This is a genomic window from Geomicrobium sp. JCM 19039, from assembly GCF_000698145.1.
Lineage (GTDB): Bacteria > Bacillota > Bacilli > Bacillales > Marinococcaceae > Geomicrobium_A.
Genome location: NZ_BAXB01000011.1, coordinates 1 through 19,375 on the forward strand (window position 1 = coordinate 1; position 19,375 = coordinate 19,375).

The 19,375-nt window shown below is 43.0% G+C and carries 22 protein-coding genes, 4 pseudogenes and 1 riboswitch; of the genes and pseudogenes, 17 read left to right on the forward strand and 9 right to left on the reverse strand.

Annotation, left to right across the window (positions count from 1 at the left end; translation table 11 throughout):
• Positions 1-599 precede the first annotated feature (599 nt).
• The 11 genes from JCM19039_RS11590 (at position 600) to JCM19039_RS11635 (ending at position 5,207) form a co-directional block, all read left to right on the forward strand.
• Entirely contained in the window at positions 600-1,316 is a 717-nt protein-coding gene (locus JCM19039_RS11590; RefSeq protein WP_081834482.1) for an ATPase, T2SS/T4P/T4SS family, read from the forward strand.
• Positions 1,298-1,501, forward strand: a complete 204-nt coding sequence (locus tag JCM19039_RS22075; RefSeq protein ID WP_052398742.1) for a hypothetical protein — start codon at positions 1,298-1,300, stop codon at positions 1,499-1,501. Before JCM19039_RS11590 ends, JCM19039_RS22075 begins: the two co-directional genes overlap by 19 nt.
• 4 nt (positions 1,502-1,505) lie before the next feature.
• Positions 1,506-2,297 (forward strand): type II secretion system F family protein, encoded by a 792-nt coding sequence (locus tag JCM19039_RS11595; RefSeq protein WP_042427311.1) that lies wholly within the window; start codon positions 1,506-1,508, stop codon positions 2,295-2,297.
• The gene (locus JCM19039_RS11600; protein WP_042427313.1) at positions 2,258-2,719 is read left to right on the forward strand and encodes a hypothetical protein; all 462 of its coding nucleotides are present in this window, start codon (positions 2,258-2,260) and stop codon (positions 2,717-2,719) included. Before JCM19039_RS11595 ends, JCM19039_RS11600 begins: the two co-directional genes overlap by 40 nt.
• Entirely contained in the window at positions 2,716-3,021 is a 306-nt protein-coding gene (comGC, locus tag JCM19039_RS11605; protein WP_042427315.1) for a competence type IV pilus major pilin ComGC, read from the forward strand. The genes JCM19039_RS11600 and comGC overlap by 4 nt, the downstream gene beginning before the upstream one ends.
• The gene (comGD, locus tag JCM19039_RS11610) at positions 3,017-3,451 is read left to right on the forward strand and encodes a competence type IV pilus minor pilin ComGD (protein WP_255343659.1); all 435 of its coding nucleotides are present in this window, start codon (positions 3,017-3,019) and stop codon (positions 3,449-3,451) included. The genes comGC and comGD overlap by 5 nt, the downstream gene beginning before the upstream one ends.
• Positions 3,438-3,722, forward strand: coding sequence for a type II secretion system protein (locus JCM19039_RS11615; RefSeq protein WP_042427323.1), 285 nt, complete (start codon positions 3,438-3,440; stop codon positions 3,720-3,722). The genes comGD and JCM19039_RS11615 overlap by 14 nt, the downstream gene beginning before the upstream one ends.
• A complete protein-coding gene (locus tag JCM19039_RS11620; RefSeq protein WP_042427326.1) occupies positions 3,704-4,174 on the forward strand; it encodes a competence type IV pilus minor pilin ComGF in 471 nt (156 codons plus the stop codon). The genes JCM19039_RS11615 and JCM19039_RS11620 overlap by 19 nt, the downstream gene beginning before the upstream one ends.
• Positions 4,174-4,563, forward strand: a complete 390-nt coding sequence (locus tag JCM19039_RS11625; protein WP_152550188.1) for a hypothetical protein — start codon at positions 4,174-4,176, stop codon at positions 4,561-4,563. The genes JCM19039_RS11620 and JCM19039_RS11625 overlap by 1 nt, the downstream gene beginning before the upstream one ends.
• Positions 4,564-4,638: 75 nt before the next feature.
• Entirely contained in the window at positions 4,639-4,869 is a 231-nt protein-coding gene (locus tag JCM19039_RS11630; RefSeq protein ID WP_042399442.1) for a hypothetical protein, read from the forward strand.
• A gap of 95 nt (positions 4,870-4,964) precedes the next feature.
• Positions 4,965-5,207, forward strand: coding sequence for a DUF2626 domain-containing protein (locus JCM19039_RS11635; RefSeq protein WP_042399557.1), 243 nt, complete (start codon positions 4,965-4,967; stop codon positions 5,205-5,207).
• Positions 5,208-5,251: 44 nt separating this feature from the next.
• Here the strand turns inward: JCM19039_RS11635 and JCM19039_RS11640 are convergent, their stop codons facing one another.
• Positions 5,252-5,887, reverse strand: coding sequence for an MBL fold metallo-hydrolase (locus tag JCM19039_RS11640; protein WP_042427332.1), 636 nt, complete (start codon positions 5,885-5,887; stop codon positions 5,252-5,254).
• Positions 5,888-6,086: 199 nt separating this feature from the next.
• On the opposite strand from JCM19039_RS11640, the gene JCM19039_RS27315 reads away from it, so the two are divergent.
• Positions 6,087-6,191: a DUF2759 family protein gene (locus JCM19039_RS27315; protein ID WP_307190233.1), complete on the forward strand. Its 105-nt coding sequence runs from the start codon at positions 6,087-6,089 to the stop codon at positions 6,189-6,191.
• Positions 6,192-6,219: 28 nt separating this feature from the next.
• Here the strand turns inward: JCM19039_RS27315 and JCM19039_RS27970 are convergent.
• A pseudogene (locus JCM19039_RS27970) lies at positions 6,220-7,001 on the reverse strand (YqhG family protein).
• The gene (locus JCM19039_RS11650; RefSeq protein WP_042427336.1) at positions 6,979-8,631 is read right to left on the reverse strand and encodes a DEAD/DEAH box helicase; all 1,653 of its coding nucleotides are present in this window, start codon (positions 8,629-8,631) and stop codon (positions 6,979-6,981) included. The pseudogene JCM19039_RS27970 and the gene JCM19039_RS11650 overlap by 23 nt, the downstream one beginning before the upstream one ends.
• A 137-nt stretch (positions 8,632-8,768) precedes the next feature.
• A riboswitch (glycine riboswitch) is annotated at positions 8,769-8,873 on the forward strand.
• Positions 8,874-9,043: 170 nt separating this feature from the next.
• On the opposite strand from JCM19039_RS11650, the gene gcvT reads away from it, so the two are divergent.
• The 3 genes and pseudogenes from gcvT to gcvPB all read left to right on the forward strand — a co-directional run bounded on the left by gcvT (position 9,044) and on the right by gcvPB (position 12,962).
• On the forward strand, positions 9,044-10,132 hold the full coding sequence (gcvT, locus tag JCM19039_RS11655; RefSeq protein WP_042427339.1) for a glycine cleavage system aminomethyltransferase GcvT: 1,089 nt from the start codon (positions 9,044-9,046) through the stop codon (positions 10,130-10,132).
• A gap of 17 nt (positions 10,133-10,149) precedes the next feature.
• Positions 10,150-11,503, forward strand: a pseudogene (gene gcvPA / locus JCM19039_RS11660) (aminomethyl-transferring glycine dehydrogenase subunit GcvPA).
• Positions 11,500-12,962: pseudogene (gene gcvPB / locus JCM19039_RS11665) on the forward strand (aminomethyl-transferring glycine dehydrogenase subunit GcvPB). Before gcvPA ends, gcvPB begins: the two co-directional pseudogenes overlap by 4 nt.
• Before the next feature lie 137 nt (positions 12,963-13,099).
• Here the strand turns inward: gcvPB and JCM19039_RS11670 are convergent.
• Positions 13,100-13,327, reverse strand: a complete 228-nt coding sequence (locus tag JCM19039_RS11670) for a DUF896 domain-containing protein (RefSeq protein ID WP_042427342.1) — start codon at positions 13,325-13,327, stop codon at positions 13,100-13,102.
• 97 nt (positions 13,328-13,424) lie between these two features.
• The gene (locus JCM19039_RS11675; protein ID WP_042427524.1) at positions 13,425-13,811 is read right to left on the reverse strand and encodes a rhodanese-like domain-containing protein; all 387 of its coding nucleotides are present in this window, start codon (positions 13,809-13,811) and stop codon (positions 13,425-13,427) included.
• A 173-nt stretch (positions 13,812-13,984) separates the two neighbouring features.
• Between JCM19039_RS11675 and JCM19039_RS11680 the strand changes: the two genes are divergently transcribed.
• Positions 13,985-14,821 (forward strand): biotin/lipoate A/B protein ligase family protein, encoded by an 837-nt coding sequence (locus tag JCM19039_RS11680; protein ID WP_042427345.1) that lies wholly within the window; start codon positions 13,985-13,987, stop codon positions 14,819-14,821.
• 37 nt (positions 14,822-14,858) lie between these two features.
• Here the strand turns inward: JCM19039_RS11680 and dat are convergent, their stop codons facing one another.
• A complete protein-coding gene (dat, locus tag JCM19039_RS11685) occupies positions 14,859-15,716 on the reverse strand; it encodes a D-amino-acid transaminase (RefSeq protein WP_042427347.1) in 858 nt (285 codons plus the stop codon).
• Between the two features lie 275 nt (positions 15,717-15,991).
• Between dat and mntR the strand changes: the two genes are divergently transcribed.
• The gene (mntR, locus tag JCM19039_RS11690; protein ID WP_042399436.1) at positions 15,992-16,408 is read left to right on the forward strand and encodes a transcriptional regulator MntR; all 417 of its coding nucleotides are present in this window, start codon (positions 15,992-15,994) and stop codon (positions 16,406-16,408) included.
• Between the two features lie 254 nt (positions 16,409-16,662).
• On the opposite strand, the gene ytvI is transcribed toward mntR, so the two are convergent.
• The 3 genes and pseudogenes from ytvI to JCM19039_RS11705 all read right to left on the reverse strand — a co-directional run bounded on the left by ytvI (position 16,663) and on the right by JCM19039_RS11705 (position 19,289).
• Positions 16,663-17,775, reverse strand: coding sequence for a sporulation integral membrane protein YtvI (gene ytvI / locus JCM19039_RS11695; protein ID WP_042427350.1), 1,113 nt, complete (start codon positions 17,773-17,775; stop codon positions 16,663-16,665).
• A 237-nt stretch (positions 17,776-18,012) separates the two neighbouring features.
• On the reverse strand, positions 18,013-19,026 hold the full coding sequence (gene splB / locus JCM19039_RS11700; RefSeq protein WP_042427527.1) for a spore photoproduct lyase: 1,014 nt from the start codon (positions 19,024-19,026) through the stop codon (positions 18,013-18,015).
• Between the two features lie 24 nt (positions 19,027-19,050).
• A pseudogene (locus JCM19039_RS11705) lies at positions 19,051-19,289 on the reverse strand (transcriptional regulator SplA domain-containing protein).
• Positions 19,290-19,375 lie beyond the last annotated feature (86 nt).

Sequence of the window (19,375 nt, forward strand, 5' to 3'; positions counted from 1 at the left end):
TTCATTAATGTGACAGTTGAGAAAGATAAATCATGATTTTAAACGTGAATGCGCACATAAACGGTGTGAACTGTCACAAATCGTGCGATTTGTGACAGTTGCGTGCCGAAAGTGCCCGGTTTGAGAGCTGGATTGTCACATACGTGACCGGCCATCACATGCTTGTGCCAGGTGGTGGGTCTCGGTCACGACTTTTTACCCTTCGGCAAACGTTTTTCGTGTTGCCCGCAACCCTTGCAGTGACGAACAACGATCGGCAACGAGGTGAATTTCAACAGACAATATGTAAGCACTCACCCGCAAAGACCCATTTCGGTCATCCGATTCAATGAATTTCTTTAGTTCAACTTATATAAATTGAAATATACTAGAAGGTGTCATCGACTTACTTGAACAGCTACATGTTTACACTTGTTCATGTTGCACATGAATGATTTATAAATTTTTTTTAATTTTTTAGAAGGAAAAGAACAAAACGTGTCGAATCTTCGTAGTGAGAGAGTCGAATAGTATAATTGAAGGTGGTGAACCATTGAATGTGTCCACAACAGAGCAATGCGTAAGTTTGTTTGAAAAGGCGAATCAAGCTTACGCAACTGATGTTCATTTTCATCCACTCGAAAAAGAGACGATTGTTTCGTTTCGAATCGAAGATGATGCGAGAGCATCAACGAATGAAGAAACAGACAGCAGAACGAATTGTCGCCCACTTGAAATTCCATTCTGGAATGGATATTGGCGAGCGCAGGCTCCCCCAAAACGGAGCGATTACCTTTCACCTTAGCGATGGCAGCTTGTCGATACGTTTATCAACGGTGCCGCTCCGAAATGGAGAACGGATGGCTGCTAGACTTCTCCCCCTCAGCACAGACATTCACCTATCTCAACTTCCAACAACTACCCAACCTGTTCAACAGCTTCAAAACCTTTGTCATTTGCCAGATGGCCTCGTTATTTTTACTGGACCGACGGGTTCAGGTAAGACGACTTCGCTTTATGCAATGCTTCAACACCTCGTTGCGATTGACTCCCGCCATATCATTTCAGTGGAAGACCCAATTGAGAAGCCTCATAATACGTATACCCAACTTCAAGTAAACGAGCAAGCAGGCTTGGATTACAGCGAAGCACTTAAAGCGGCACTGCGTCACGACCCAGATGTTCTAATGGTCGGAGAAATTCGAGACGAAAAAACTGCACAAATTGCGGTGCGTGCCGCAATGACTGGTCATCTTGTGCTCACCTCACTTCATACTAGGCATACGAGTGTGCTCTCGTTCGATTGCTGGAGTTTGGTGTGCCACCTAATTATCTAGCGGAAAGCCTCGTAGCGGTCATCGCTCAACGTCTCGTTTACACAGATACGAAAAGAGATGCGTTTGTGCATCAACGAAAAGCTGATTATCAATTCTTAACTGGAGACGAGTTAAGAGAGGAATTACATCGTTTTGCAGGTGAAGCGTTACCATCGTCATCAATCCCTTACTCAGTAGGAAGGTGAACACATGAAACGAAAATGGCCCCAAGCCAAAAAAGCGAAATTCTTCTTGAACCTTGGTCGTTTGCTGCGTCGTGGGTATACGTTGAACCACGGGGCAAAACTTCTAAGTTATAATGGAGGCGACATTGCCAAAGCTCGAACGGATGAATGGCTTGTGAGCTTGGAAGAAGGAAAGCCATGGCAAGAAGCCATTAAGGCATTACAAGTTCCAAGTGATATTGAAGCATATCTGCATTTCTCAGAACGTTACGGCATGATCGCGAACGGATTTTATTTTGCAGGAAGAATGTTACATGAACGAGAACAAGTAAAAACGATAATTCGTTCGGTGCTGCGTTATCCCATCCTTCTATTATGGGTCATTATGCTGTTGTTTTTCGTTATGACGTTTTTCGTTTTTCCTCAATTTGAAAGCTTGTTCAGCACAATGAATATTGATTATCCCCTCATCACGACGTTTACCTTCGCGCTATTTCAGTCCATCCCATACATTTTATTAGTGTTCGTGTTTATCTTTTTGCTTGGATTTGTTGCGTATCAGCTTTGGTTCAAATCCAAAACCGCCATTGAGAAATTCCACTATTTTTCCCGTGTTCCGTTTGTAAGTACGTTGCTTCGTATTTACGTCACCTATTCAATCAGCTTGCAGTTTGGCCATCTTTTACGAGGTGGACTTGTCGCTCATGACGTGTTACGTGTGTTCATTTCTCACGAAAAACGCTCACTGTTCTCAGAGGAAGGCAAACGCTTGAACAGTTGCTTGATAGTGGAACTTCACTTGATGAAGCGTTTTTAGAAGGGGGAATATATACAAAAGAGTTCCCTGCCATCGTTCGTCACGGCCAAGAAGCAGGTCAGTTAGCGGATGACCTCGTCCATTATAGTGAAATGCTATTTGAAGAAATGAATGAACGGACAAAACAGCTCGTATTTTCAATTCAACATTATGTTTCTCGTCATTGGGATGGCGATGTTGTTATTATTCATGTCCATTTTCATTCCGATTTTTCAGCTCATCACGTCCATCGACGGATAAAAGGAGATGATCCCTTGGAAAAGAATGAACAGATTGAACGATTAGAAAAACGATTGATGCACGTTCAATACGAACTTGAACGTCTTCAGAAATACATTGAGAAATTAGAATATCAGCAGCATGATGACACCGAAAAAATTGTCACAATTTTATATAAGAAGAAGGAGGAAGTGCGGTCATGAAACAGTTTTGGAAAAAACAGGAAGCGTTTACATTGATAGAAATGATGATCGTCTTGCTCATTATTTCAGTGTTACTACTCATCGCCATTCCAAATATGGTGAAAAACAGTGAGGTCGCGCAGTCCAAAAGTTGTGAAGCAACGATTGATTTGCTAAGAGCGCAAGCAGGTAGCTATGAAGTTCAATTCGGGAAACCACTCACAGATTTAAAAGACTTGCAATCGGAAGGGTTAGTCGATCGCATTACGTGTCCGAATGGCGATACGATCTCATTAAAAGATTTGGAGATCGGTTCGAATTAAGCGGGATCAAGGTTTCTCATTGATGGAGATGTCGTTAGTACTACTCATTGTTTCGATCTTTTTGCTGTTGCCGCTTTTGCATTTTCAATCTGTGACGAAACAACAAGAAATTACGACATTTGTTGACCGCTTAGTGGAAGATCTACATTATACACAGCAATTGGCGTTGACGCGTAACCGTTCAGCGAGATTGTACATTCAGCCTGATAACCACCGGTATCGCGTAATGGTAGCTAACGAGATTGTAAAGCAGGTTGAAGTGCCGGAGTACGTTATATTTAGCGGCTCGACCATCCGTCCGGACCAAATTATCTTCAATCGCAATGGCAACTTGAGCTATTCGGGGAGCTTTGAAGTGTATGCAGATCATGCGCGATTTCAATTTACCTTTTTGATTGGTTCGGGGAGGTTTTATTATGTTCGAAGATAAAGGATTTACACTCATTGAAGTTGTGTCCGCCCTTTTAGTGTTGGTCATCATCACAGCTGGAACGATTCCGGTTGCTACGCAATTACACGAAGAACGGGAAGCTGTATCCCGTTCTTATGATGCTCTCCACCTTCTTCTTTATGAAGAACAAAAGGGCATTGTAGAAGAAAATGGCGTGAAATATGTGCGTAAAGGAAGTGCCTCGAATGGGTGTGTAACGTGGAATGATTCATCAGGGAAGGAGAGGGAGGTATGCATGCAAAAGCCTTAGACGATCGAGGGTTTACGTTGCTTGAAACGATGGTGGCGATGATGATTTTATTCTCTGTACTTGCTGTCATTCCGCTGGCCATGAAGGCTGTTCAACCGCTCGGTATGGAGCGATTGCATCACCAGCATGAGATGTTTGTATGGTTTCAACAATTGCAAAGAGAGGCGATGCATACGAAAGAGTACATCGTTCACAACCGCCACTTACTCACGATGGTGGATACCGATGGAACAGAGCGAATGATCCGCATGAGAAACGGTAACCTTGTCCAGCAAGTCGATGGAAGAGGTCACACAATTTTGCTAACGAACATTGATCGGTTTTTAGTGGAAACTTCTAACGATGGAGGCGTTCGGGTGACGATAACAAATCACAACCGAGAGCATAAACAGGTGCTAGACAGATCAACCGTCTTGGAAGGAGAATTTATATCGGTCAAAAGGGTGCAATGATGCCACTTGTTCTTATTATTGGGTTCTTGTGCTCATCTTATGTTGGTGCCCAAGCGTTGCTGCTTGTCACCGAAGTGAAGATGTTTGCAGCGTATCAATCATCTCATCAAGCAACGTTAATATTAAAAGCAGGTGAGAAGAGATGGTGGCAGCTTTATGAAAGCGGACAAACTACGATGGCTGATGAGTGGGAAGTTACTGGAGGAAGATTCCGGTACACGATGACAGGAACATACGGTGAAGGCTATCAAGCGGTCAATTTCTTTGCTGAGACGGGTGAGGACATTATTCTTCAACATCGATTTCATGTGAAGACCGAATTTCCTCCAGAAGATGAAGATGATTCACGTATTTCAGGGCGTATAGAAGGGAAGAAGGATAGCGATTAACGTCGCTGTCCTTTGTCGTGTACGAGCATAATATCATCGTTATTTGGCAATTATATAGGTGAGGAGATGATAAAGATGAACCCGAATCCTTATTTAAAATATTTGGTTGAAACCTTTTTACGTGGTATGGAGAACTTCTTTTCTTCGGAAACCACATACCGAGAACGCAGGCAGGCGAGGAAGAAACGAAAGCTAAGAATGTTTACAATGTTTGGGTTAATTCCCACTGCAATGAAGATCAGCTACCGTCGTGCAAAGAAAAAACCAGGGGCACGTTTGATCTTAGCAGGAAAAAGGGGAAAGTGATTTACAAGCAGAATTCATTTCATATATAATGGGAGTATCGAGAAGGACAATCTTTTGAGTTCTGCAGCTAAGGAGGGAACAAAATGAACAACGAAATGGGCCGCATGTTTAGAGTCATGGGATTCTGGACAGGTATTTTTGCTGTCTTGTTCTTTGTTGGACACATGTATGAAATGGCACTTATATTCTTTGCGCAAACGGCAGCTTTTGTAGGTCTAGGGTTTATGAACTTGTCAGAGCGTAATTATGTATACATTTTCGGCGCGTACCTTACTTTATTTATGGTTGTGTTTTCAGTGTATACAATTTTCATTATGGAGCCTGCATTCGGTCACTAAGGTATACATAAAAAGGCGGTGGAGTTCCGCCTTTTTCACCTGTCTTACAATCCATTGAGGAATGGGTTTTGATCCATTTCTGATCCAATGGTCGTAGCAGGTCCGTGTCCAGGAGCCACATGTGTAGACTCTGGAAGAGTGATTAGCTTTTGGTGGATGGTCGTCATGAGGGTTCCCTCATCGCCACCAGGTAAATCGGTGCGGCCGATTCCACTTTGAAACAAGACATCGCCAGAGAATACGGTTTCGGATGAAGAGTGATAATACGAAACACTTCCTGGAGAATGGCCGGGTGTTTCAAGTATTTGAAACGTAAAATCACCGATGTCAAGTTGACCCTCTTCTTTAATGATTTGATCTGCGGGCTTAACGGTGAACCCATTGCCGCCTAAGAAATTGCGAGAACGATTGAGCTCGTCATCCATTAGCCATTCCGCTTCGTTTTGATGCACATACACAGGAACGGAGAACGCATCACGGATGTGGTCAACCGCTCCGATGTGATCAAAGTGGGCATGAGTTAACAAGATGGCTAGTGGCTTTAAAGAGGCGTCGCGAATGGCTTTTTCAAACGCTTCCCCATCACCGCCAGGATCAAATATAATCGCTTCTTGGTTGTTACTTTGAAGCACATAAGCATTCGTTTGAATCGGTCCTAAAGGGACTTGTGACCATTTCATGAAGTAATAACTCCTTTCCATTCTTTCTCGTCCATTGTACACAGGATGAATCGGTTTGAAAAGAAGGTCACAACGACGCAAATGCGTGCTGTTTTAAGAAACTCAAATAAAATTCCTAATAAGGAGAGAACAATTATGGCAATGGCAGCGATTACTTTGGCTGTAGCAATTTTATCTGTAATTGCTTTTTTTTAGAGAGTTGAAACGCCGGAACTTTATTGGTGTAGGTTTCTCTTTCGCTAGCATCCTCGTATTTGGATTTTTCGGTGTGATGACCCTGATTTCAGGCGCACCAGAAGCCTAAAATAAACCGGAAGACAATGTCTTCCGGTTTATTTTTTTTGGGTATCATTTTGCAAGTAGAAGATGCCGCCGTTAATAAAGCTTAATTCGATGGCAGGTTGATACTGTTCTTGAATCGCCTTTTTTTCCAGGTCATAGTCTTCACGAACCTCTTCTTCCTCATAAAAACGGTCTAAAAGAATTAAGTCCTCATTCATCCGTTTTGTTGCTTCATCTGCCCACTCATGCTTTCGGTTTGAGATGTCACCGAGTAAATACTGTTTTATCCTTCTTACTGCACTTGTTGGCTGGACGAGGCCAGCCATTTTAAACGATAGCTCAGGTATTGAATTTACAAGGTTTTTCTCTCGGAGTGTATCCATAAACCATCGACCGTCTCTCCGCTAATTAGTTGTACTCCAAAAGAGCGAAGATCATCTCGCCGACGGTGGCACGTATAGGAGATACGGACGTTTAACCCTAACCACGGATAGAGGGGCGTATTTGTGCCTTGATTTGTTTGTTCATACAGTCGCGTGTGCGCTCCTTTTTTTCCCGCAGATTGAAAGATTTGATGGAGTCGTGGCGATCCAAAATGAACTCTCTCATAACCTGACGTGCTATTCATATCTGTCGTAAGACGCATTATCATCGGTTCAGGTGTTCTTCCCGTTTTCTCTAAATAGTGCCAGTAAAAAGGGCGATTCATTAGTTCTTCATCTAAATCACGATTTAATTGTACTTCGATGTTCGTATGATCGGTCTGAAGAAATGTGCCGCCACACGCTTCAAGGTACCGAAACATGTAGTTATGAACTTTGTGCTGGTCCATCTTCGTTTCGCTCCTCTCGTTGCATGATGGAAGTGAGATGGGAGAGTCGTTCTCGGGCTTGTTCAGTATCGTCAAACTGAAGTGCTTCGTGCACGTATGACTCGAGCTTCGTTTCATTCACACGTTCAAGGATGTCGTCGAGTTGCCCGATAACCCCTTCAAACATCGATATTTTCTCATAGAGAAGGGAAAGAATTCGATCTTCAACCGTTTGCTCAACAGCATAGTTGGTCACATGCACGTCTTGGTCCTGGCCAAGTCGATGAATCCTACCGATACGTTGTTCGACACGCATTGGATTCCACGGTAAATCAAAGTTAATCATGTGATGACAAAATTGCAAGTTCAAGCCTTCGCCTCCAGCCTCGGTTGCGATCAATACTTGCGCATAGTCTCGGAACAGTTGCCGCATCCAATCTTTCTTGCTCCGTTTGAATCCACCGCGGAATGGAACGGATTTAATGCCATGTTGTTGAAGAAAGTGTTGCAGGTAAGCTTGTGTGGCTCGGTATTCCGTAAATATAATGGTTTTCTCACCACTCTGTTTTAGTTGCCGCAATACGTGTTCAGCTTTGGCATTGCTCGTTACTTGTTGCATTCGCTCCACGATCGGGGCGACAACTTCTTCGTTTAATAACCCTTTTTTCATCATATTTGAAAGCGTCACACCTAAGGCTTGTTTACTAGAACACGTTTCCCTTAGCAATGTAGTGAGTGAGAATCCGTGAAGTTCTTTAAAACTCGAACGCAGATTGTCTACTTCTTCGTACAGCGCCCGTTCTTCATCTGAAAACAGCACTTTATAGTTTTCGACATTTCGCTTCTTCCAGGCAATGTTCGTATCTGCTCTTCGATTTCGAACCATTACACTACGAACGAGAGACTGAATGTCTTCGTGTGCATCCTCACCACGACTTCGTTTATATTTTGCTTTAAATGTTTTTTCGTCACCGAGATGACCTGGTTTTAATATCGAAACGAGATGAAAGAGCTCTTCAATGCGATTTTGAACAGGAGTCGCTGTCAAGAGTAAGCAAAAACGCTTCTTTAATTGTTTGATAAACGCATAGCTTTTCGTTTTTGAGTTTTTGAGTTTATGAGCCTCATCGATAATAATGAGGTCATACGGTTGATTCAATACAATATCTCGGTGTGGCTCTCGTTTGGCTGTATCCATTGATGCGACGACGACGTCTGCTTGCTCCCATACGTATGTCTTTTTCTGTGGAACAGCAGGAATATAGAATTTCTCATTCAGTTCACTTGCCCACTGATTTACTAAGGATGCAGGTGCTAGAATTAACACTTTCTTAACAAGACCACGAATCATATATTCTTTAAGAACCAATCCTGCTTCGATCGTTTTACCAAGTCCAACTTCATCTGCGAGAATGGCTTTGCCGTTCAATTCTTCCACCACTTTTCGTGCGGTTTCCAATTGATGATCATACGGTTGTAATTGGGGTAAGTATGTCGGAGCAACAAGCCCATCAAATGAAGGAACGGCTTGATACTCTTCTGCTTCATACGCAAGGTTGAACATTTCCCACGATGCAAAAGGACCATCTTGGTCGAGACGTTGTTGGAATTGTTCTTCCCACTCAATAGAAAAATCGATGTCGATGTACATGTTCTCTCCTCTATTTCCGACAAAAATCATTGGCAGTTGAAAAGCTTAGTGCTAAACTTGAAGTAAGTTAGACCGTGCCACATGTTTCTTTAGTATGTGTCAAACGATCACCAATCTATTCAAAACCAAATACGCGGATGAGAACAGAGGGAGAGTCCGTAGTCGGAGTCTATTCCGATGAAGCGGCGCCGAAGGAGCAAGCCTAGTGTGAATCTCTCAGGCAAAAGTACTTCTGTTTGACGCAACTCTGGAGAGCGCTCAATATTCGAGCCACCCACGAAGACAGCCTTGCACCTTTTTTCGGGCAAGAGGAAACTTTCTGGTATATGGACAGAGCTTTTCAACGGATGTTGGAGAGTTCTGTCTTTTTCTATGTGAGTATCCGGGAAATGAGTATAGGGGGAGTAAACGTATGGCTGACAAACGAACCACATTGTATGAAACACACGTGAATGCTGGAGCAAAGATGGTGCCTTTTGGAGGATGGGAGATGCCTGTCCAATACTCTTCGATTAAGGAAGAGCACCGTGCTGTTCGAGAGCATGCAGGCCTTTTTGATGTCTCTCATATGGGAGAAGCGTTTGTTGAAGGAAAAGGGGCATTAGAGACGTTGCAAACGGTAATGACCAACGATGTTTCCAAACTAGCCGTTGGCAAAGCGCAATATTCAGTGATGTGCAACGAAAACGGCGGTACAATTGATGATTTACTCGTTTATCGCCTTGATGCAGAGCGGTATTTTGTTGTGCCGAATGCAGCCAACCGAGACAAAGATATTCAATGGATTCAAAAACATGCCAACGATAAAACGGTCATCACAGATGTGTCGGACGACTATTCCTTACTTGCATTGCAAGGACCAGATGCAGAGCAAATTGCAGAACGAATATTCGGCGAAGCTGTGAAAACATTGCGCTTTTTTGAAGCGACAGAGCGAGATTTTCATGAAGAGCCGGTCATCGTTTCGCGAAGTGGTTATACCGGAGAGGATGGCTTTGAGCTGTATGTAAAAAACTCGGTGGTCGAAAGTCTTTGGAACGAGATTTTAGACACTGACATTGAAGGATTACGCCCATGTGGTTTAGGTGCTCGTGATACATTGCGTCTAGAAGCGCGATTGCCACTTTACGGTCAAGAGTTAACAGATTCAATTAGCCCGTTAGAAGCAAAGCTAGGATTTGCAGTAAAAGTAAACAAAGAATCGCCATTTATCGGACAATCACTTTTACAAAAAGAAAAAGAAACAGGACCAAAACGATTACTCGTTGGTGTCGAATTAACGGAAAAAGGAATTCCAAGAACCGATTATCCAGTGTACAACACGGATGGCGTTGAAATTGGTGTCGTCACGTCAGGGACTCAGTCGCCGACACTTGGCAAAAACATCGGCTTAATGCTCGTCGATCGAGCGTATAGCGAGGTTGGAACAGCTGTCGTCGTTGGGGTTCGGAAACGTATGGTTGAAGGAAACGTCGTTGCAACACCTTTTTATAAGCGATAAAGATGGAGGGGAAATTCATGTCACAACACCGCTTTTTGCCAATGACAGAGCAAGATCGTAAAGAAATGTTAGAACTTGTAGGGGCGAAGTCTGTCCAAGAACTATTTGCCGATATTCCAGAGTCGGTTCGACCAAAAAATCCGATGCGTATTCAGCCAGCACTTCCTGAGGCAGAGCTTGTTAATTATTTTCAATCCTTAAGCAATCAGAACACTTCAATCAAATCTTTGCCTTCGTTTCTAGGAGCAGGAGTATATGATCATCACATCCCAGCAACAGTAGATGCGGTCATTTCTCGTTCAGAGTTTTATACTGCGTACACGCCTTATCAACCAGAGATTTCCCAAGGTGAACTGCAGGCCATCTTTGAATTTCAAACGATGATCGCAGAGATTACGGGTATGGATCTTGCGAATTCTTCAATGTATGACGGCCATACAGCTCTTGCAGAAGCAGGGGTAATGGCGGCTAGTCACAAAAAAATGAAACGAAAAAAGCTTCTCGTTTCGAGTACGGTACATCCTGAAGCCATCGATGTCGTGCAAACATACGTAAATGGGCCAGGGCTTGAACTTGAGCGTATTGGGAGTAAAAATGGCTGTACAGATATTGATGCGTTAACGCAGTCCATCAGTGAAGATGTAGCGGCGGTTATCGTCCAGTATCCCAACTTTTATGGGGGTATTGAAGATCTTGAAGAGATTCGTAAAGTAAGCGAAGAGGCAGGAGCGATGATGATCGTGAAAAGCAACCCGCTTGCGTTAGGCGTCTTAACACCTCCAGGTCATTTCGGTGCAGACATTGTTGTCGGCGATACGCAACCATTTGGCATCCCAAGTCAATACGGAGGGCCTCACTGTGGCTATTTTGCAACAAAAAAAAGCATTAATGAGAAAAGTGCCTGGACGACTCGTCGGTCAGACTGTTGATGAAGATGGCCAAAGAGGGTTTGTGCTCACGTTACAAGCACGCGAGCAGCACATCCGTAGAGACAAAGCGACATCAAATATTTGTTCCAATCAAGCCTTAAATGCGCTAGCTTCATCAGTAGCGATGACAGCTTTAGGAAAAGTTGGGCTGAAGAAAGTTGCTTTGCAAAACCTACAAAAAGCAAACTACGCAAAAACCGCACTTCAAAATGCAGGGATTACGATTGTAAACGACGGTCCTCATTACAATGAATTTGTCATTGATGTCGAGAAGGACGTTCGTCAAGTGAACGAGCAACTTTTGGAACACGGATTAATCGGTGGCCTTGACCTCGGAAGGTTTGCAGGGGAGACCGAAACACACATGCTCGTCTGTGTGACGGAATTACGTACGAAAAAGGAAATTGATCAATTCGTAAGTGCATTGGAGGAGATCAAATGAACCGTAAAGAGCAAGCGTTAATTTTTGAGCTGAGTCGACCTGGACGTAAAGGGGATTCCTTACCAGAAAATGATGTGCCAGAGGTAGCTGTTGAAGATCTTCTCGACTCAAAGTTTGTTCGGCGAGATGACGCAGACTTACCAGAGGTTTCGGAGCTGCAACTCGTGAGACATTATACCGCACTGTCTAATCGTAATTTCGGCGTGGATTCTGGGTTTTACCCGTTAGGATCTTGTACGATGAAGTACAACCCGAAGATTAACGAGGTGATTGCTAGGCTAGAAGGATTTGCGCACATTCACCCATATCAGCCAGAGAATCAAGTGCAAGGAGCATTAGAGCTCATGTTCGATTTGCAAGAGTCCCTCGCTGAAATGACTGGCATGGATGAAGTAACGTTGCAATCAGCGGCAGGTGCGCAAGGAGAATGGACTGGGCTTATGATGATCCGTGCTTTCCACGAAGCGAACGGAGATTTTAAGCGAACGAAAGTCATTGTTCCTGATTCTGCGCACGGAACGAATCCTGCATCGGCGAGTGTAGCAGGGTTTGACTCGGTGACAGTGAAGACCGACGAACGTGGTCTCGTTGACCTCGAGCATTTGCGTGAAGTGACGGGTGAAGATACAGCCGCTCTCATGTTAACGAATCCAAACACATTAGGGTTATTTGAAGAAGATATCGTTGAGATGGCCGACGTTATCCATCGTGCAGGTGGAAAATTGTATTACGACGGCGCGAATTCTAATGCCATCCTTGATAAAGCACGTCCAGGAGATATGGGCTTTGATGTTGTCCATCTTAACTTACACAAAACATTCACCGGTCCGCACGGGGGTGGGGGACCTGGCAGTGGCCCAGTAGGTGTGAAAAAGGAACTATTGCCATTCATGCCAAAACCATTGCTCATTAAAAAAGAAAATCAGTACACGTGGGATTATGACCGTCCGAAGGCCATTGGTCGCGTGAAGCCGTTCTATGGCAATTTCGGTATCAATGTGCGTGCGTACTCGTATATCCGAACGATGGGACCTGAAGGCTTACGTCAAGTATCTGAAGATGCCGTTCTCAATGCCAATTACTTGATGAAGCGATTGGAACCTCATTACGATGTGCCATACCCGCAATATTGTAAGCATGAATTTGTCGTTTCTGGAAAGCGCCAAAAGAAAATGGGCGTTCGTGCTCTCGATATCGCGAAGCGATTGCTCGACTATGGATATCATCCACCAACGATGTATTTCCCATTAAATGTAGAAGAATGCATGATGATCGAACCAACAGAAACAGAAACAAAAGAGACGCTAGATGCCTTTGCTGATGCGCTTATTGCGATTAGTAAAGAAGCAGAAGAAAATCCAGATCAAGTATTAGAAGCTCCTCATGATACAGTCATCTCAAGATAGATGAAACGCAAGCAGCTAGAAAACCTGTACTTCGTTTTGAAAAAGAGCAATAAGGAAAGAACTCTTAAAAAAAAAGCGGACAAGGATTGGAACGAATCCTTGTCCGCTTTTTCGTATACTAATTAAGAAAACAGCGGATATGCCTAAAGTTCCTTTAGGAACATCCGCTGTTTTCTCTCATCCGTATTGGTTAATGGGATCTTCTTTGTTCTTGATCGTCTTTGAGGCGTTTTGGTGTAACGTCGTCCCCGTTTTCATCGACAACGGTTACATTTGACATCGTGTCCTTCACTTGCCCTCGGATATAGCTTAAATATTCTTGACGAAGTTTTGATTGTTCCGTTCTCTCATCTTCAGTCAGGCCTACTTCTTTTGATTTCTTGGCTAGTTCATTAATTCTGTCAATGATTGGAATCATCGGCTTCATCCTTTCCCTTAGTTTGCGTGAAGGAAATGATAACACGCGCATATCATTCCTGCAAATGCCCTTTCTTATGCTGAGAAAGGGCATTTGCTTATTTCTTCTTCACTTTCCCCGTCCATTTACGAAATCCGCCTTTTAAGTAGAATAAACGGTCGGTACCGACTTTTTTCTTAATTAATCGTGCAGCTTGTTTACTTCTCGCTCCTGAGTGATCATACAAATAAATGTCTTGGTCTTTTCGAAACTCAGAAAGGCGTTGTTTGAGTTGGGAGAGTGGAATATTACGTGCGCCTAAAATGTGACCACCGTCGTATTCACGCTGCTCCCGCACATCAATCAGTTGAGATTTACGGTAACCTTCGATAAATTGACGTTGTGAAAGTGAATCAAGATATTTAGGTGTTGAGAGTCTACGGAATAGCCATACCGCAATGGTACCGATGATTAGACCCCATAGAATGTAGCTAATGATACTCATAATTTCCATACGTTTACAATTCCCCTTTACTACTAAAAGCTGGTAAGAAAGCTTTTATGCATCCTTATCTATTATAAGTGTGAATGCACGGTTACGCAAAGAATAAAAACAGCGGATGTACAAAATATCTCTTCGTTGCTACACTAGTGACAATGAGGAGAGTAGATGAAAAAATGAAAAAAGAAACTTGGTGGCTCATTGATTCAGGTGCTAGAGATCCGTATTACAATATGGCATTAGATGAATGCCTTTTACTATGGCATAGTGAAGGTCGCATACCGCCTGTAATTCGATTTTACGAATGGAATCCAGCGACGCTATCCATTGGCTATTTTCAAAAGATCAATCAAGAGATCGATGTCGACGCTGTTCATCGTCACGAGTTAGGGCTTGTTAGGCGCCCTACAGGCGGCCGTGGTGTCTTGCATGATCAAGAGCTTACATATAGCGTAATTGTTTCTGAAGAGCATCCACGGATGCCAGCGACAGTAACCGAAGCGTATCGTGTCATTTCAGAAGGTTTGCTTCATGGATTCCGTGATCTCGGTTTGAATGCAGGTTTTTCCATTCCAGAATCAAAAGAACAAACAGAAGCGTTAAAAAAACCTCGTTCTTCGGTTTGTTTCGACGCTTCATCATGGTATGAACTTGTCGTAGAAGGGCGTAAAATTGCAGGAAGTGCCCAAACGAGACAAAAAGGAGTTATTCTCCAACACGGTGCCATTGCGCTCACATTTAATGAAGAGCAATTATTTGATCTATTTATTTTTAAAAATGCTCGTGTACGTGAGAAGATGCAACAAGCATTTCGAGCGAAGGCGGTCGGAATTAACGATTTAACAGACCAACAATTTACAGTTGACCACATTCGCTCGGCATTCTCCAAAGGGTTTGAAACAGGTTTAGACATTGAGCTAAAGCCTCGGAGACTCACTCACAAAGAAGAAGAAGAAGTACAGAAATTAGCCAATGAACGGTATCGTTCAACGGAATGGCTTTACCGAAGGTAATGGAATGTGTGGGCAGCTTAGACGCTGCCCACACATTTTACGTCCCGCTCTCGGTTTTTTTTACATCTTCTTCAAATCGCTCTTGCAATTGTTTCGTAATTTCCCCGACTTTGAGTTGTACATGTTTTGTTCCTCGAAATTCAGTAATGGGTGTCACTTCATTCGTGGTACTCGTAATGAACGCTTCATCCGCGCCGGCAAGATCTTCAATATCAATTGGGTCATAGCGCACGGATTTACCGAGCTGTTCTGCATACTGCAAGACGACTTGCCGAGTAATGCCATTTAAGATTAAGTTCGTTGCAGGATGAGTTTGTAGTTCATTATCTTTTACAATAAAAAGGTTTGAAGAAGATCCTTCGGTCACTTCATTTCCACGGTGTAACACAGCCTCTTGGCAGTCGTGGTCAGCGGCTTTTCTCTTTGCCAGTACGTTGCCAAGCAAATTAACAGATTTGATGTCACAGCGGAGCCAACGCTCATCTTCAGTAAGATATACAGCAATCCCTGATTCGAGCTGGTCTAACGGTCTTGGCATTTCTTTAGTAAACGCGAAAACGACGGGCTCTTCGTGACGCTCATACAGGTGGTTTCGTTCTGCTGCACCTCTAGAAACTTGCACGTATAAAATGCCTTCTTGTAGATGATTCTCATTTTTCAGCTCATTTAAAGAAGCGCTTAACGTTTGCTTATCTTCAGTACTAAACGGAATATCCATTTCTTCAGCACTTCTTTGTAGTCGTTGCATGTGCATTTCCATTTGGTACGGGTGTCCACCGTAAATGCGGACGACTTCATAAATCCCATCGCCAAAATACATACTTCTGTCATCAAATGAAAACATGGCCTCATTGCGTGCAATGATTTCTTTTCCCATTAGAACCTTCTCTGCCATTGGTTGCCACATCCTTAGATTAAAATGAACGGTTATACAGTAATCATAACACGCTTTGTCAGCGATTTAAAAAGGACTTGTCGCTCAATTGCTAGCAACATGACAAATCTAACTTGTATTGTACTACAGGATGGAGAAGACGGGTGATTATGAATAAACCCGTTGTTTGTAGCGGAGCAATTATGTACAATATAAAGGTAATACACACGGCAATGACAATAGCGAAACATGACTGTACATAATGCCCGCAACGTGATTTGAATGGGGGAGCTTACATGGCTACAGCCAGTATGGAAGATTATTTAGAGCGTATCTATCAACTCATTGAAGAAAAAGGGTATGCTCGTGTATCCGATATTGCAGATACACTAGAAGTGCACCCGTCCTCAGTGACAAAAATGGTCCAAAAGCTAGACAAAAGTGGTTATGTTATTTATGAGAAATATCGGGGCCTCATCCTTACAGCAAAAGGAAATAAAATCGGGAAACGCCTCGTATATCGGCATGAATTACTCGAAGATTTCTTACACCTCATTGGTGTTGACGAGTCATATATCTACACGGACGTAGAAGGAATTGAACATCACTTGAGTTGGGATGCGATTGATCGCATTGGCGATTTGGTGCAGTACTTTAAGGAAGATCCAAAGCGAATAGCCGAACTTCAAAATCAAAACAAAACAGAATCTTAAAAGACGTGAACACCCAACCGTGCCTACGATGATGTGTTCTTCGCCAAAGCTTTTAAATCTTGCAACGAGTACCCCGCCCAAAAGGTCAAGATGCGAATCGTACTTTTTGGGTTTTTGTTATTTGCTGCTAGGAATAAAAAACCGTGTTCTCATGTTTATTGAGAACACGGTTTAAACGTATGCTTAAAACTTGCCGGTAATCATGGTTGTGTAAAAGAGGGAACAGGTGTCCAAAGCATATCAATGGTGTTTCGTTACGTCTCTTTCATTGGTGGATCATCTTTTTTCTCAGGTTTTTCCTCATCATCTTTTAGGTTTAATTCAAACAGCCCGGCTTCTTTTGCAGAAAGAATGGCCATATAAACGAAAGGTCCAAGAATGAGACCCATGACACCAAAGAATACAAAACCAAAATACATCGACAAAACGGTTGGCAGTGCGTTCATTCCGATCGAGTCACCGAGCACTTTTGGTTCGAGAATTCGTCGAATGATTAGTAGGACAAGCGCCAGAATGTTTAACTGAATACCCATCGTCACGTCTCCGAGAATCATCGCGAGGATCCCCCAAGGTGCGAGGACGAGTGCTGGGCCTACGTACAGAGGAATGATGTCTACAACCCAGATGACCACACTCATGATAAAAGCAGGCCCCGGTGAAATGTAAAGCAAGCTGATGTAAGTGAGGATGAACACACCAAGGCTTAGAATGAACTGGGCTTTCCACCAACCGAGGAAAACTTTACCCATGCGGTGGAAAACGTAGCGCAATTTGTTAGAGGTCTCTTTTTTGAAGAAGTTAAAGAAGTTACCTAAAAGTCTTGGTAGATCAAGACTAAATAAGAACAACGTAATTAAGTATATGAGACCAACAAAAAGCATATTCGGTACCGATGATAAAAATGAGCCGAGTAAGCCAACAAGGTTCGTTGTTATGCTTAGAGCAAAGTCAATCGCATCCTCTGATAAGCGTTCGAGTTCCCGAGCAATTTGATATCCTTGTGGCAAATCTCTTAGCAATTGGTTAAATTGAATAATTAAATCGTTCGCCAGACGTTGCAGCTGAATGGCGTACTGCGGAAGTTCTTGTGACCATTCGACAATACTTTTCATGAGCCTTGTAATCGAAAGGTAAAGAACGATGGAACTAATTGCGACAAAAAGTAAAAAAACAATCGTCACAGGCAGAAGTCTTTTCTCTGTTTTTAATTGCTTTTTAAAGAACCGAACAAACGGTTCGAATATCATCGCTGTGAGTAATGCCAATAATAGCGGCATTAGCGCTGAAAAGTTAAAGTAGACGAACAGTCCACCAATAATAAGGGCAATCCCGATTAAAATCCGTCTGACAATGGTCTTATTAAACAAAGGGTCCTCCTTCGCTCATGAAGTGAGCGGTCGTTGCAGGTAATGATCTACTTCTATATTATACGGCAAATGTGCTGTTGTAAAACGAATCTTTAAGGAAATGGAGAAAAACTCCATAGATTAAGAAAGAATTTATTGTTTGTCGGCAATAACCGGCGAATAACTACACAAAAATAATGCGAAAGGCTTGAATATTGCCTTTCGCACATCCGTATGCAGAAGATGTCACTGCATTCTTTACGTGAAATATTCGATTTTTGCTTCAGGAAAGTAACGATCGGTGAGACGATAAAGAAACGTTTTCATCTCTTCTTCTTGTGATTTTTCATAAACGTATTTGTGTATGCCGTAGCGACCCCATTTTCGTCGTCTTTTCGATTCATCAAGCTCGAGCTTTGTCATCGGATAGTTTTTTTCGATAACTCGTTTCGCAGGTTGCGTAAATCGGTGTTGAATAAATTCAAAAGAAATGTCGTCGCGCCCACCTTCCGGCAACTTTTCATAAAGTGTTTTAAAGAGTTGTTCATAGCCTTCTTGCCACCCATCATGAATATAGATTGGGGCGACGATAAATCCAAGGGGATAGCCCGCTTCTTGAACTTTAGCGGCAGCTTCAATCCGTTTATCTAATGAAGACGTGCCAGGTTCGAAATATTTAATGACGAAATTTGCATTCACACTAAAGCGAAAGCGGGTTTTTCCACGATGGTCAGCATCTAAGAGGTGATCAACATGTTCAAATTTCGTAACGAAGCGCAAAACACCATGGTCAGTTTTAGCCATATGTTCGATGGTGCTTTTTAGTGAATGAGTGAGATGGTCGATGCCGACGATATCAGACGTACACGATGCTTCGAAGCGAGTGATCTTTGGAGCATGCTCATTCATGTACTCATCAGCTCTAGCCAAGATTTCATCGGTATTCACATACGTACGAATATACGGTTTGGAACCCATCGTCGTCTGCAAGTAACAATAATGGCAATGCCCCATACAACCCGTTGCGAGTGGCAATGCATATTCTGCCGATGGCTTTGACGTGTCGAACTTTAATGTTTTCCGCACGCCAACGACGAGTGTTGATTTTGCATTTCGATATTTTTGGAAGTCATTATCTCCGGGTAAGTTGCGAACTTGGTTGTGTGAAGTTGTTTCGTTAATTTCTACACCACGTTCAGAAAAATAATCATACAATTTCTTACCTAGTGGATATTCATAGGCGCGTGGCTCTATATAAATGCGCTCAGGCATAAATGCTTTCAATGTTTGTCACCTCTAGTAGGGTTCAGGATCTGTTTCAAAGTAATAGGCGTAAGCTCTTCGGCTTCCTCGTAGCTATTGAACACCGCCAGCTCTTCGGTGAGTGGGTAAAACTCATCCATCAGAAAGATGGATTGGGCATTTTTTGCGTCCGGATCGTTTACGACCGTTGCTTCTCGGATATTCGCGACATCTTGTGTGTGTGGATTACGGTGAATCACATATAATGTCTCTCCTGCTTTATACAATTCCATCAATCATACCTCCTTCAGATTAGCGTGCCCGTAAATGATCTCCTCTGCCTAGTATCGTGATGGATTTTTCTCCTGTCTTTTCCAAA

What these genes read in the sequence shown, in the direction of transcription:
- JCM19039_RS11590 (WP_081834482.1), top strand. Translation starts at nt 600, where the DNA reads ATGTTCATTTTCATCCACTCGAAAAAGAGACGATTGTTTCGTTTCGAA.
- JCM19039_RS11595 (WP_042427311.1), top strand. Translation starts at nt 1,506, where the DNA reads ATGAAACGAAAATGGCCCCAAGCCAAAAAAGCGAAATTCTTCTTGAAC.
- comGC (WP_042427315.1), top strand. Translation starts at nt 2,716, where the DNA reads ATGAAACAGTTTTGGAAAAAACAGGAAGCGTTTACATTGATAGAAATG.
- JCM19039_RS11615 (WP_042427323.1), top strand. Translation starts at nt 3,438, where the DNA reads ATGTTCGAAGATAAAGGATTTACACTCATTGAAGTTGTGTCCGCCCTT.
- JCM19039_RS11620 (WP_042427326.1), top strand. Translation starts at nt 3,704, where the DNA reads ATGCATGCAAAAGCCTTAGACGATCGAGGGTTTACGTTGCTTGAAACG.
- JCM19039_RS11625 (WP_152550188.1), top strand. Translation starts at nt 4,174, where the DNA reads ATGCCACTTGTTCTTATTATTGGGTTCTTGTGCTCATCTTATGTTGGT.
- JCM19039_RS11630 (WP_042399442.1), top strand. Translation starts at nt 4,639, where the DNA reads ATGAACCCGAATCCTTATTTAAAATATTTGGTTGAAACCTTTTTACGT.
- JCM19039_RS11635 (WP_042399557.1), top strand. Translation starts at nt 4,965, where the DNA reads ATGGGCCGCATGTTTAGAGTCATGGGATTCTGGACAGGTATTTTTGCT.
- JCM19039_RS11640 (WP_042427332.1), bottom strand. Translation starts at nt 5,887, where the DNA reads ATGAAATGGTCACAAGTCCCTTTAGGACCGATTCAAACGAATGCTTAT.
- JCM19039_RS11650 (WP_042427336.1), bottom strand. Translation starts at nt 8,631, where the DNA reads ATGTACATCGACATCGATTTTTCTATTGAGTGGGAAGAACAATTCCAA.
- gcvT (WP_042427339.1), top strand. Translation starts at nt 9,044, where the DNA reads ATGGCTGACAAACGAACCACATTGTATGAAACACACGTGAATGCTGGA.
- JCM19039_RS11670 (WP_042427342.1), bottom strand. Translation starts at nt 13,327, where the DNA reads ATGATTCCAATCATTGACAGAATTAATGAACTAGCCAAGAAATCAAAA.
- JCM19039_RS11675 (WP_042427524.1), bottom strand. Translation starts at nt 13,811, where the DNA reads ATGAGTATCATTAGCTACATTCTATGGGGTCTAATCATCGGTACCATT.
- JCM19039_RS11680 (WP_042427345.1), top strand. Translation starts at nt 13,985, where the DNA reads ATGAAAAAAGAAACTTGGTGGCTCATTGATTCAGGTGCTAGAGATCCG.
- dat (WP_042427347.1), bottom strand. Translation starts at nt 15,716, where the DNA reads ATGGCAGAGAAGGTTCTAATGGGAAAAGAAATCATTGCACGCAATGAG.
- mntR (WP_042399436.1), top strand. Translation starts at nt 15,992, where the DNA reads ATGGCTACAGCCAGTATGGAAGATTATTTAGAGCGTATCTATCAACTC.
- splB (WP_042427527.1), bottom strand. Translation starts at nt 19,026, where the DNA reads ATGCCTGAGCGCATTTATATAGAGCCACGCGCCTATGAATATCCACTA.